10 protein-coding genes are annotated in these 12,745 nt (G+C 68.6%); 5 read left to right on the top strand and 5 right to left on the bottom strand.

Going from position 1 to position 12,745, the window contains the following annotated elements; genetic code table 11:
• Positions 1–23 precede the first annotated feature (23 nt).
• The 4 genes from AMYAL_RS0101255 to AMYAL_RS0101240 are packed head-to-tail and all read left to right on the top strand — an operon-like array spanning position 24 to position 3,731.
• Entirely contained in the window at positions 24–1,385 is a 1,362-nt protein-coding gene (locus AMYAL_RS0101255; protein ID WP_020629483.1) for an L-lactate MFS transporter, read from the top strand.
• On the top strand, positions 1,382–1,510 hold the full coding sequence (locus AMYAL_RS50765; RefSeq protein WP_020629482.1) for an MFS transporter small subunit: 129 nt from the start codon (positions 1,382–1,384) through the stop codon (positions 1,508–1,510). The genes AMYAL_RS0101255 and AMYAL_RS50765 overlap by 4 nt, the downstream gene beginning before the upstream one ends.
• A gap of 10 nt (positions 1,511–1,520) precedes the next feature.
• Entirely contained in the window at positions 1,521–2,279 is a 759-nt protein-coding gene (locus AMYAL_RS0101245) for an SDR family NAD(P)-dependent oxidoreductase (RefSeq protein WP_020629481.1), read from the top strand.
• A 48-nt stretch (positions 2,280–2,327) separates the two neighbouring features.
• Positions 2,328–3,731 carry an LCP family protein gene (locus tag AMYAL_RS0101240; RefSeq protein WP_020629480.1) on the top strand — a complete coding sequence of 468 codons (1,404 nt, stop codon included), beginning with the start codon at positions 2,328–2,330 and terminating at the stop codon, positions 3,729–3,731.
• A 3-nt stretch (positions 3,732–3,734) separates the two neighbouring features.
• Here AMYAL_RS0101240 and AMYAL_RS0101235 read toward each other — a convergent pair whose 3' ends face one another.
• The 5 genes from AMYAL_RS0101235 to AMYAL_RS0101215 all read right to left on the bottom strand — a co-directional run bounded on the left by AMYAL_RS0101235 (position 3,735) and on the right by AMYAL_RS0101215 (position 9,984).
• The gene (locus AMYAL_RS0101235) at positions 3,735–4,622 is read right to left on the bottom strand and encodes a hypothetical protein (protein ID WP_020629479.1); all 888 of its coding nucleotides are present in this window, start codon (positions 4,620–4,622) and stop codon (positions 3,735–3,737) included.
• A gap of 78 nt (positions 4,623–4,700) precedes the next feature.
• Positions 4,701–6,257, bottom strand: a complete 1,557-nt coding sequence (locus AMYAL_RS0101230) for an SMI1/KNR4 family protein (RefSeq protein ID WP_020629478.1) — start codon at positions 6,255–6,257, stop codon at positions 4,701–4,703.
• A 36-nt stretch (positions 6,258–6,293) separates the two neighbouring features.
• On the bottom strand, positions 6,294–8,600 hold the full coding sequence (locus AMYAL_RS0101225; RefSeq protein ID WP_020629477.1) for an FdhF/YdeP family oxidoreductase: 2,307 nt from the start codon (positions 8,598–8,600) through the stop codon (positions 6,294–6,296).
• 49 nt (positions 8,601–8,649) lie between these two features.
• Positions 8,650–8,970: a hypothetical protein gene (locus tag AMYAL_RS0101220; RefSeq protein WP_020629476.1), complete on the bottom strand. Its 321-nt coding sequence runs from the start codon at positions 8,968–8,970 to the stop codon at positions 8,650–8,652.
• 30 nt (positions 8,971–9,000) lie between these two features.
• A complete protein-coding gene (locus AMYAL_RS0101215; RefSeq protein ID WP_245192741.1) occupies positions 9,001–9,984 on the bottom strand; it encodes a CBS domain-containing protein in 984 nt (327 codons plus the stop codon).
• A gap of 106 nt (positions 9,985–10,090) precedes the next feature.
• Here AMYAL_RS0101215 and AMYAL_RS0101210 point away from each other — a divergent pair, with 106 nt between their 5' ends.
• Positions 10,091–12,724 carry a valine--tRNA ligase gene (locus tag AMYAL_RS0101210; RefSeq protein ID WP_020629474.1) on the top strand — a complete coding sequence of 878 codons (2,634 nt, stop codon included), beginning with the start codon at positions 10,091–10,093 and terminating at the stop codon, positions 12,722–12,724.
• The last annotated feature ends 21 nt before the right edge of the window (positions 12,725–12,745 follow it).

The following is a 12,745-nucleotide window of genomic DNA, read 5'->3' as shown; positions in this document are numbered from 1 at the left end:
TCCTCAGAGTACGGAGGCGCCGGATGGCTGTCGGCTTCCTTGACCGTTCCCGCATCGTCGCATCACCGGGCTGGAGCCGCTGGCTGGTGCCCCCGGCCGCGCTGGCCGTCCACCTGTCGATCGGGCAGGCGTACGCGTGGAGCGTCTTCAAACCCCCGCTGGAAAAGACCCTCGGGCTCAGCGGCACGGAGAGCGCTCTCCCGTTCCAGCTCGGCATCGTGATGCTCGGGCTCTCGGCGGCGTTCGGCGGGACGCTGGTCGAGCGCAACGGGCCGCGCTGGGCGATGTTCGTCTCGATGGTCTGCTTCAGCTCGGGTTTCCTGCTCGCCGCGCTCGGGGTGGCGACGTCGCAGTACTGGCTCGTCGTCCTCGGCTGGGGCGGGATCGGCGGCATCGGGCTCGGGATCGGCTACATCTCGCCGGTGTCGACGCTGATCAAATGGTTCCCGGACCGGCCGGGGATGGCCACCGGCATCGCCATCATGGGCTTCGGTGGCGGCGCGCTGATCGCGTCCCCGTGGTCTTCGCAGATGCTGGGCACGGCGCCGTGGACGATCGGGACGGTCGCGACAGCCTTCCTGGTGCACGGCCTGGTGTACGCGGTCTTCATGAGCCTCGGCATCCTGCTGATCCGGGTGCCGGCCGACGACTGGAAGCCGAAGGGCTGGACACCGAAGACCGATCACGGCAACGCGATGATCACCACCGCGAACGTGTCGGCGCGCAACGCCATCAAGACGCCGCAGTTCTGGCTCCTCTGGGTGGTCCTGTGCTTCAACGTGACGGCGGGCATCGGCATCCTGGAGAAGGCGTCGCCGATGATCGCGGACTTCTTCCGCGAGACCTCGACCCCGGTCGGTACCGCCGCCGCGGCCGGATTCGTCGCGTTGCTGTCGCTGACCAACATGCTCGGCCGGTTCGTCTGGTCGTCCACTTCGGACCTGGTGGGGCGCAAGAACATCTACCGGCTCTACCTCGGCGCGGGCGCACTGCTGTACCTCGTGATCGCGCTGACCACCAACGCCTCGAAGCTCGTGTTCGTCCTGTGCGCCATGCTGATCCTGTCTTTCTACGGCGGTGGTTTCGCGACCGTCCCGGCGTATCTGAAGGACCTCTTCGGGACCTATCAGGTGGGCGCGATCCACGGCAGGCTGCTGACCGCGTGGTCGATGGCGGGGGTGCTCGGGCCGCTCATCGTCAACGCCATCGCCGACAGTCAGAAGTCGGCGGGCAAGGTCGGCCCCGACCTCTACACGACGTCGCTGTTCATCATGATCGGCCTGCTGGCCGTCGGTTTCGTCGCCAACGAACTGGTGCGGCCGGTCAACCCGAAGTTCCACGAGCCGGCGGCGTCCGGCGAGCCCGCGAGGAGTGAGACCCGATGAGCGAACCGGCTCCCGAGCGCAACCGCACCGGGCTGATGGTCTTCGCGTGGCTGTGGGTCGCGCTCCCGTTCGCCTACGGCGTCTACGAACTGTTCCGCAAGGTGGTCCAGCTCTTCGGTGGCTAAGCTCGGTCCCATGGGAGTTCTGGTGACCGGGGCGTCGCGCGGCATCGGCCGGGCGATCGCAGCGGCCTTCGCGGAAAAGGGCGACCGTGTCGCCGTCCATTACGCCTCGAACCGGGAGGACGCCGAGCGGACGCTCGCCGGGCTGCCCGGCTCCGGTCACGGGCTGGTCCAGGGCGACCTCTCGGATCCCGAGGTGGCGCAACGGGTCGCCGACGAGGCCGAAACCCTGGTGGACGGCGTCGACGTCCTCGTGAACAACGCCGCCTTCGCGCCGTCCGCGGCTTCGGCGCATCCTGTCGCCGAAGTGTCCTATGTGGACTGGCAGCGGATCTGGCGGCGGATGGTCGACGTCAACGTGCTCGGCACGGCGAACGTGACCTACTGCGTGGCCCGGCACATGATCGAGCGCGGCGCGCCCGGCCGGGTGGTCAACATCGGTTCGCGGGGAGCCTTCAAGGGCGAGCCCGAGTTCCCCGCGTACGGCGCGAGCAAGGCCGCACTGCACTCGCTCGGGCAGTCACTCGCCGTCGCGCTCGCCCCGCACGGCATCGCGGTGACGTCGGTCGCACCCGGCTTCACCGCCACGGACCGGGTCGCGATGAAGCTCGAAGGCGCGAGCGGTGAGGTCCTGCGCGGGCAGAGCCCGTTCGGCCGGGTCGGCACGCCGGAGGAGGTCGCCGCGGCGGTCCTCTACCTCGCTTCCCCCGAGGCCGCCTGGGCGTCCGGCACGATCCTCGATCTGAACGGCGCCTCGTATCTGCGGATGTGAAGTGGATCACCTATGCAGCAATAAGGACTTCCTGCGCGTCCTAAGAAGGTGCACAAGCTGGGGAAGGTCCTGGTCGCCGCGCTCGCGGTGATGGTGTTCGGCGGGACCGCGTACGGATACTCGACGTTGAAGTCGCTGGACGGCGTGACTCGCGAAGACGTGATCGAGGCGCCTGAGCCGGGCGAGCAGCCCGCCGACGGTTCGCTGGACATCCTGCTGGTCGGGCGCGATTCGCGGACCAACCAGCAGGGCGAGCCGCTGGACCCGGCGATGCTGCGCGAGCTGCGGGTGGGTGCGAACGGCGACGACCTGACCGACACCCTCATCGTGCTCCGCATCCCCAACGGCCAGAAGACGGTGAAGGCCTTCTCGATCCCGCGCGACTCCTTCGTCGCGGAGCCGGGGACGAAGGACAAGACCAAGATCAACGGGATCTTCGGGCACGCCAAGTTCGCCTCGGCGAGCGAGCAGCGCAAGGCGGGCAAGACCGACAAGGCGGAGATCGACAAGGTGGCGATCACGGCCGCGCGGAAGGCGACCTTGAAGGCGGTCGAGGACCTCACCGGCGTCAAGATCGATCACTTCGCCGAGGTCAACCTGCAGAGTTTCTACGACATCAGCAATGCTGTCGGCGGGGTCGAGGTGTGCCTGAAGCGGGACACCAAGGACGTCAAGTCCGGCGCGAACTTCAAGGCGGGGAAGCAGACGATCCAGGGCGCCGACGCGCTGGCCTTCGTCCGCCAGCGTGAGGATCTGCCTCGCAGCGACCTCGACCGCGTCCGCCGTCAGCAGGTGTTCCTCGCCGGCCTGGCGAAACAGGTGCTCTCCGCGGGGACACTCGCCAACCCGGCCAAGGTCTCCGAACTGATCGACGCGGTGAAGCGGTCGGTCGTCCTCGACGGCTCATGGGACCTGTTCGACTTCGTGCGGCAGATGCAGGGCGTCTCCGGCGGCGGTATCGCCTTCGAAACGATCCCGGTGGTCAACCCCGACTACCGCTACAACCCCAAGCAGCCGACCTGGACCGCCGTGCAGGTGGACCCCGCCCAGGTGAGGGCTTTCGCCGCGTCCCTGATCGGTGCCCAGCCCACGACGCCGCAGGCGCCCGCCGGGCCCAAGGTGGACGTCGTCAACGCGAGCGGCAAGGACGGTCTCGCCGCCCGCGTCTCGGATTTTCTGGCGGAGAAGGGATTCGGCAAGGGCGACACGACGGCCGACACCGGACGACGCACCTCCGTCGTCCGGTTCAGCGACGCGTCCGGCCCCGCCGCGGAGATCGCGAAGCTGCTCGGTGGTCTGGAAACCGAGAAGGTCGCCTCCGTCGCGGCGGGCCATGTCCAGGTCGTGCTCGGCCAGGTCTACAAGGGACCGGGTGTGTCCGCGGGCGGCGGGGCGGCCGGCGTCCGGACCGACCAGCCCATCACTTCCGACGACACCGGATGCATCGACTGACGGTCATTCCCCAGGCGGGATCTTGCCGTTCTTGGCGACGGGAAGACCCAGCTGGGTCGGTTCGGTAATGGTGACCTGTTCACTGGGAAGGTGCGCCAGCACCGGGTTCAGATGGGACAGTTTCAGCGTGACCGGTCCGATGACACTCGGTCCGGTGGCGACGTCGTACTTCGCCAGATCCAGCCACTGGACGGTGGCGAGCACCTCTCGCGTGACCTCGTCGCCGCCTTTGGACACCGGGACGCACAACTGCCGTGCGTTGCCGACCTTCACCTCCGCCTTCGGCCGGTCGGCCAGCACCGGGTTGAGATGCCCCAGCGTCAACGGGAAGGGACGGCCGGGGATGCCGAGGACGCGCAGGGCGTAGCACTCGAGGTCGATGTGCCGCACGAACGACAGGATCTCCGGCGGCGGCAGGACTCCGTTCTTCGCGACCGGCACGCACAACTGCTCCGGCGACAGCATGGTCACGGGGGCGTCCTGGATCCCCAGCTTCCGCACGACCGGGTTCAGCTGGCTCAGCGTCAGCGGGAAGTTCACCGCGGCGCCCGCGATCCGGTAGCAGGACAGATCCACCCAGCGGACGTAGTCGAGGATCCACGGCGGCGGGATGGCGCCGTTTTTCGCGACCGGCACGCAGAATTGCTCGCGTTCCCCCAGTTTGACCGTCTCGATCGGCAGCCCCGCGAGTACGGGATTGAGCTGCTTCAAGGTGACCGCCGTCGGTGGCGGTTTGTAGCCTTCGGTCCGGTAGCAGGACAGGTCGAGCTGGGAGACGAAGGGGAGCGGCGGTGGCACGGCCGGGGCGGCGGCGGCCGCACCGGGCAGGACGGCGACGAGCAGGAGCGAGGCCAAGGCGGCGAAGCCGCGCAGGATCGATCTTCGTGACATGGCAAGGCCTTTCCGTGAACGGGTCTCGTTTCACGGTGGGCGCGGGTCGGCCTCGTCCGGCACCGCCAAGGGGGCAGCCTAAGGTGCGGTCAGTGTGCCCGAAGCCTCGATCACCTCCGGTGCGGGGCCGTCCGGACGCAGCCTTCGGCGCAGCCGCACGATCTCCGCGAGCGGCGCCCCGCCGGTGATCTCGATCGCGGCCAATGAAGGAAGCGTGACCCCGGCGTCCAGCAGCCGCCGGACCTGCCCGTCGTCCAGGGTGAGCACGCGCAGCGAGGACAGTTCGCCGACGCGTTCCAGTTCGGGCACGTCGAGACCGGCCAACCCCAGCCTGAGCAGCCCTGGTAGACCGAGCAGCCTGTCGAAGTCGATCGGATGCCGCACCCCGGTGAGCGAGAGGCTCCACAGAGTGGGGTGGCCGGCGAGATCCACCTTCGAGGCCTCGATGCTTACCGCTTCGAGCAAGGGGAACCCGGACAGGTCCGCGACGACGGAATCGGCGCGGTTGACCCGAAGGTGACGCAACGACGACAGCGGGTTCAGGACCGCCAGATCCACCGAGCCAGGGGCGTTGAGATACAGCTCCTGGACGAGTCCGGGATCGTCGACGCCGCCGAGGTCCGTCGTCTCGGTCAGCACCTGGTCGTGGGCGCGGGCGGATTCGCGGTGGAAAGACGCGTCGGCGATGAGGTACGGCGACTCGGGCTCGTCGTTGTCGTACTCGCCCGCCTTCAGCGCACGGAGGACTTCTTCCAGCATCCCGGTGATCGAGGCCGCGACGTACCGGATGGGACCCCAGACGTTCCGCCCGTACTCGAGAATCTGGCCGCTCGTGCCTGCTTCCGCCGGATCGAGGTCCACGGCGACGAAATCACCGGCGTGATCGCTGCCGAAGGTGATCCACCAATCGTTGCGGGACAAGCGTTTCACCCGGCCCGCGGGCGGGGTCTCGAAGACCACGCCCTCTTCGGAAACCGGGTCTTCCCAGCCGTAGGAACCGGGAGCGCCGTCGAGGTAACGCTCGACGAGCAGGTGGAGCGGATCGTGGGCGTACCGGCCGAGCAGCCCGGATTCGTTGTCCCAGCCCGTGATCCGGAACAGTGCGCGAAGATCCTCGGGCAACCGCGCGCCGATCCGTTCCTCCGCCTCGGCGATCTCGGTTTCGGTGAGGCCCGGTTCCCAGCGCGGCGCGTGGCCCTTGATCTCCTCGTACAGTCCGGCGAATTCCGCGGCGAGGGCGGTGATCCGCGCGAGCACGGCCGGATCGGTCGGCGCCCCGCTCGGCCGGGACCGCGTGGGCAGCGGCAGCCCCGGCAGCGGGTGCCCCGGATAACGGAAGTCCTGATCGAAGACGAGCCACGCGGGTGACATGGTGCCGACGTCCGGCGTCGCGAGGAAGGTGTACTCCCCGGTGTGGTTCAGCCGGACCTCGTAGATCGACGGGGGCAACGGCAGGAACAAGTCCGCCAGTGCCGTCATGTCGGGATTCAGGTACCGGCCGCTCTCCGTCTCCGCCTGGAGGGAGAGCCCGCCACCGGTGTTGTGGATCCGCAGCACGGCGCTCGTGAACTCGACCGAACGCGTGCTGTCCCGCAGAAGGCGCGCCATCTCGCGGCCGATGTCCCCAGGGTTCATGGGCGTGAACCTAGCGGGAGGGTCCGACAGAACCGGTCAGGCCGGCGGCTCCAACCTCACCACGACCGCCTTCGACACCGGGGTGTTCGATTTGTCCGCCACCGAATCCAGCGGCACCAAGGCGTTCGCCTCGGGGAAGTACGCCGCCGCGCAGCCCCGCGCAGTCGGGTACGAGACGACGCGGAAGCTCGGGGCCCGGCGATCGCCGTCCCGCCACTCCGAGACCAGGTCGACCATCGCGCCGTCGGTCAGCCCGAGTGACACCAGGTCGTCGGGGTTCACCAGCACGACGCGCCGCGCGTCCTCGATCCCGCGGTAGCGGTCGGAAAGGCCGTAGATCGTGGTGTTGTACTGGTCGTGGCTCCGCATCGTCTGCAGCAGCAGCCTGCCTTCGGGCACCTTGGGGTACTCGAGTTCGGAGACGGTGAAGTTCGCCTTGCCGTTGGCGGTTCCGTTGAACTGCCGGGAATCCCGCGGCGCGTTCGGGAGGACGAATCCGTCGGGCTCGCGGACACGGGCGTTGTAGTCGTGGCAGCCGGGGACGACCCGCGCGATCCGGTCGCGGACGAGGTCGTAGTCGCGGTGGAAATCCCGCCACGGCACGGGATGCCCGGCGCCGAACAGCGCTTCCGCGAGATGGCAGATGATCGCTACCTCGGAGAGCAGATGCTCACTGGCCGGGGCCAGCCTGCCGCGCGAGGTGTGCACCTGCGACATCGAGTCCTCGACGGTGACGAACTGCTCGCCGGCGGCCTGCGTGTCGCGTTCGGTGCGGCCGAGGGTCGGCAGGATCAGCGCGGACTTGCCGGGAACGACGTGCGAGCGGTTGAGCTTCGTCGACACGTGCGCTGTCAGCGAGCACGACTTGAGTGCCTTCTCGGTCAGGTCCGTGTCCGGGGTGGCGGAGGCGAAGTTGCCGCCGACGGCGAAGAAGACCTTGCCCTTCCCGTCCCGCATCGCGCGGATAGCGGCGACCGTGTCGTAGCCGTGGTCTCGCGGGACCTTGATGCCGAACTCGGCGTCGAGACTGTCCATGAAGGACTCCGGCATCTTCTCCCAGATGCCCATCGTCCGGTCGCCCTGGACGTTGGAGTGCCCGCGCACCGGGCACAGGCCCGCACCCGGTTCCCCGATCATGCCGCGCATCAACGCCAGGTTCGCGACCTCGGAGATCGTCTGCACCGCGTGCTTGTGCTGGGTCAGGCCCATCGCCCAGCAGTAGATGGTCCGCTTCGACGTCGCGATCATCCGCGCGAGCCGCTCGATCTGCTCACGCGGCAGCCCGGTCGCCGTGGCGACCTCGGCCCAGTCGATCTCCCGCAGATGCTTCGCGTAGTCCTCGAACCCTTCGCTGGACGACTCGACGAACGCGCGGTCGACGATCGTGCCGGGGGTCTCCTGCTCCCACCGCAGCAGCAGATGCCCGATCGCCTGGAACAGCGCGAGGTCGCCGCCGAGGCGGATCTGCGCGAACTCGTCGGCCAGCGGGGTGCCCTTGCCGACCACGCCCCGGACGTTCTGCGGGTTCTTGAACCGCATCAGACCGGCTTCGGGCAGCGGGTTGACCGCCATGATCTTCGCGCCGTTGCCCTTGGCCTCTTCCAGCGCGGACAGCATGCGCGGATGGTTGGTGCCGGGGTTCTGCCCGACCACCACGATCAGATCCGCCTGGTGGATGTCGGCGAGCGTCACCGAGCCCTTGCCGATCCCGGTCGTGGCCGCGAGCGCCGCGCCGGATGACTCGTGGCACATGTTGGAGCAGTCCGGCAGGTTGTTGGTGCCGTAGGAGCGCACGAGGAGCTGGTAGAGGAACGCGGCCTCGTTGCTGGTGCGGCCGGAGGTGTAGAAGATCGCCTCGTTCGGGTCCTGAAGCGCGCGAAGCTCGTCCGCGACCAGGGTGAAGGCGTCGTCCCAGGAGATCGGTTCGTAGTGCGAGGCACCCTCTCGCAGCACGAACGGCTCGGTGATCCGGCCCTGCTGGCCGAGCCAGTAGTCCGTCTTGTCCGCCAGCTCCTGGACGGAGTGCTCGGCGAAGAACTCGCGGCCGACCCGGCGTTTCGTGGCCTCCTCGGCGACGGCCTTCGCGCCGTTCTCGCAGAACTCCGCGAACTTGCGGTGCTCGCCGTCGACCTCGCGCGGCTCCGGCCAGGCGCAGCCGGGACAGTCGAAGCCGTCACGCTGGTTCAGCAGGCGCAGCGTCTTCACCGTGCGGGCGGCGCCCATCTGCTCCACGCCGCGCATCAGGGATACGGCGACCCCCGGTATCCCGGCCGCCCAGCTCTTCGGTTTTCCGACCTCGAGCTGTGTCTCGTCAACGTCGTTCGCGGGTGCTTCGCGGGTCATGACCCCATCGTGCGCCTTGACGCTCCCGCGCGCGACCGAGGGGTGCCTGTCAGACGCCGGTGTCGAGCCGGGTGATCTGGGACTCGTCCAGCGGGAACCAGGGCGTCTCGTTGACTCCGCGGTCCTGCACCGCGTTCACCGTCACCGCGGCCGCGACCAGCACGACCAGGCCGATGAGCGCGGCGATCCCCGGCCACCGGCTCGACCCCGGCGCGCGGTAGCCGCCACCGGACGCCGCCTTCTGCTGCTTGCGCCGCTTCTTCTTGAGTTCCTTCTTCGCACCCAGCCAGGCGTCCAGTTCGGCGTGCTTCTGCCAGTTCGGGTCGACCAGGTCCGGATGGGTCTCGATCCGCCGGTCCTCTTCGTCCATCTCGGTCCTCTTCCCCAGGGGTTCGGCCGACTACCCGCAGGCGTCCCTCGTCGGCAGGGGTTTCGTCGGGTCGTAGGTGGCGGCTTCTTCGACAGCTGGCGCGCCGTAGACGGGTCCGCCCTTGTCAGCGTACTGGGGCGCCAGGACGCCGGTCTTGATCGCGTCGCAGGCCATGCGCGACGTGAAGCCCGCGCTGTCGCCGAGGCCGAGTCCTGCGTCCCCCTTCGCGAACGACGGCTCCTTGCGGATCATGTAGTCCTCTTCGTCACGGACGAACGGGACGATGTCCACCGGCGAGCGAGCGTCGCCAGGGCGTACGTCGAAGGCGTACGCGGTCACATAACTCGCGTGGACGATCAGCTCGCCCTTACGAGCCGCCTTCGCCGTGAGAGAGCCGATCATGCGCGGACGCGCCGGAAGCAGCCGGTTCGGCCCGATGAGGGTCAGGTACTTGCCCTTTTCCACGGTCGGCGCGCTCGTCAGCGTCGCTTCGAGCCGGGCGCGCTCGTTCGGGTTCAGCAGGGCGAGCAGTTCCGAGCCGTCGCCGCCCAGCGCACGGGAGCCGAGCCGGGCGGCCGCGATGGCCTCCGTCGCCTTGCGATACGCCGCGTCGACCTCCTCCGCGGTGAAGTCACCGACGGCCTGGCCCGGCGGCACGATGATCCCGGCGAGCCCTTCGCCCCAGGTCGCCGCCGGGGTGCGGTCGTAAGGCCGGTCGAGGTCGACGCCGACGGGCACCGGAGCCGCCTTCGGGGGCTGCCCGGAGCCGGTGTCCCGCAGCTGCCGCACGACGATCGTCGCGGCCACGAGCAGGACCACGGTCAGTGCCAGGAACAGGACCAGGACACGGCGGCCACGGGACATCCGGAAACCCCGCCGGAAACGGCGGCGCGGAGTCTGCTTCCGCCGCTGTCTGAGTTCCTTTTTCGCGCCGCGCCGAGCGTCGCGTTCGGCGCGGCTGCGCCATTCCGGATCCAGCAGATCCGGATGCGTCTCCATCCGGCTGTCTTCCATGAACGAGCCTCTCCCCAGTGCTTTGCGACAAAACCTCATCGGCGGGGAACGGCGAGCGTTACGGCCGGTGAGCAACTCGGTGGAGGGGGTTCGTAGACTTGACAATGTGACCGAGAACGCCCAGCCGCAGCAGACCGACCTACCGGGTGCCTGGAACCCGGCCGACGAAGAAGCCTCGCTCTACCAGTCCTGGGTAGACGCCGGGTACTTCACGGCCGACCCCACGTCGGACAAGCCGCCGTTCACGGTAGTCATCCCGCCCCCGAACGTGACCGGTTCGCTGCACATCGGGCACGCGTTCGAGCACACCCTGATCGACGCCACCACCCGCTTCCACCGCATGCTCGGTGACGAGACGCTGTACCTGCCGGGGATGGACCACGCGAGTATCGCGGTCCACGCGCTGGTCGAGAAGCAGCTCCGCGCCGAGGGCACCAGCCGCCGCGAGCTCGGCCGCGAGGCCTTCGTCGAGCGCGTCTGGCAGTGGAAGAACGAGCACGGCGGCAAGATCCTCGCCCAGATGAAGCGCCTCGGCGAGGGTGTCGACTGGACCCGCGAGCGGTTCACCATGGACGACGGCCTGTCCAAGGCCGTCAACACGATCTTCAAGAAGCTCTTCGACGACGGCCTGATCTATCGCGCCGAGCGTCTGGTGAACTGGTCGCCGGAGCTGCGGTCGGTGCTGTCCGACGCCGAGGTGAAGCACGAAGAGGTCGAGGGCGAACTCGTCTCGATGCGCTACGGCGACGGCGAGAACGCGATCGTCGTGGCCACCACCCGGATGGAGACGATGCTCGGCGACACCGCCGTCGCGGTTCACCCGGACGACGAGCGCTACACGCACCTCATCGGCACCGAGGTCGAGCTGCCGCTGACCGGGCGCCGGATCCCGATCGTCGCGGACAAGCACGTCGACCCGGAGTTCGGCACCGGCGCGGTCAAGGTGACCCCCGCGCACGACCCGAACGACTTCGAGATCGGCCAGCGGCACGACCTGCCGATGATCACGATCATGGACGAGCAGGGCCGCATCGACGGCACCGGCACCGAGTTCGACGGTATGGACCGGTTCGAGGCCCGTGTCGCGGTGCGGGAGAAGCTGCGCGAGCAGGGCCGCATCGTCGCGGAAAAGCGTCCGTACCTGCACAGTGTCGGGCACTCGGAGCGTTCGAAGGAGCCGATCGAGCCGCGCCTGTCGCTGCAGTGGTTCGTCAAGGTCGGGCCGCTCGCGAAGGCCGCGGGCGACGCGGTGCGCGACGGCCGGGTGAACGTCCACCCGCCGGAGATGGAGAAGCGCTACTTCGACTGGGTCGACAACCTGCACGACTGGTGCATCTCGCGTCAGCTGTGGTGGGGCCACCGCATCCCGGTCTGGTATGGCCCGAACGACGAGGTCGTCTGCGTCGGACCGGACGAGGAGCCGCCGTCGGGCGAGGGCTGGACCCAGGACCCGGACGTCCTCGACACCTGGTTCTCCTCGGGTCTGTGGCCGTTCTCCACCCTCGGCTGGCCGGAGAAGACGCCGGACCTGAACAAGTTCTATCCGACGTCGGTGCTGGTCACCGGCTACGACATCCTGTTCTTCTGGGTCGTGCGGATGATGATGTTCGGCCTCTACGCCACCGGCGAGGCGCCGTTCAAGACCATCGCGCTGCACGGCATGGTCCGCGACCAGTTCGGCAAGAAGATGTCGAAGACCGCGGGCAACGGTGTCGACCCCATCGAGTGGATGGACCGCTACGGCACCGACGCGCTGCGCTTCACCCTCACGCGTGGCGCCAACCCCGGCACCGACGTGCCGATCGGCGAGGAATGGGTCGCGGGCTCCCGGAACTTCACCACGAAGCTCTGGAACGCCACCAAGTTCGCCATGATGAACGGCGCGGACGCGAACGCCCCGCTGCCCGCCGCCGCCGATCTCACCGAGGCCGACCGCTGGATCCTCGGCAGGCTCGACAGCGTCGTCACCGACGTCACGGCGTACCTGGCGGACTACCAGTTCGCCAAGGCGACGGACCTGCTCTACCAGTTCACCTGGACCGAGCTGTGCGACTGGTACCTGGAGCTGTCGAAGGTCCAGGTCTTCCAGGGTGACGAGGCCCGTGTGACGGCGACGCGCGCGGTGCTCGGGCACGTGTTCGACACCGTGCTGAAGCTGCTGCACCCGTTCATCCCGTTCATCACCGAGAAGCTGTGGACGGCGCTGACCGGCCGCGAGTCGCTGGTGATCGCCCCGTGGCCGGTGGCGGACGGTTCCTACGCCGACGCGGTCGCCGACAAGCGGATCGCGGACGTGCAGAAGCTGGTCACCGAGGTCCGCCGGTTCCGTGCGGACCAGGGCCTCAAGCCCAGCCAGAAGGTGGCCGCGCGGCTGTCCGGCGACGGGTTCGCCGAGATCACCGGGCACGACGAGCCGATCCGCTCGCTGGTCCGGCTCACCCAGCCGGAAGACGGTTTCGCGCCGAGCGCGTCGCTGGAGGTCGGGCTTTCGGCCGGTGTCGTCACCGTCGAACTGGACCTGTCCGGCACGATCGACGTCGCCGCTGAACGCAAACGTTTGCAGAAGGATCTGGGTGCCGCGGAGAAGGAGCTGGCCCAGGCCGAGGCCAAACTCGGCAACCAGGCCTTCATCGACAAGGCACCGGAGCCGGTGATCGGCAAGATCCGGGCCCGCCAGGAGACCGCGGTGGCGGACATCGAGCGCATCAACGCCCGGCTGGCGGCTCTTCCCGCATCCTGACGAGTGCTGTGAACGGTCCGT

This window comes from Amycolatopsis alba DSM 44262, assembly GCF_000384215.1.
In the GTDB taxonomy this organism is placed as follows: domain Bacteria; phylum Actinomycetota; class Actinomycetes; order Mycobacteriales; family Pseudonocardiaceae; genus Amycolatopsis; species Amycolatopsis alba.
This window is presented reverse-complemented; position numbering and strand designations above follow the sequence as displayed.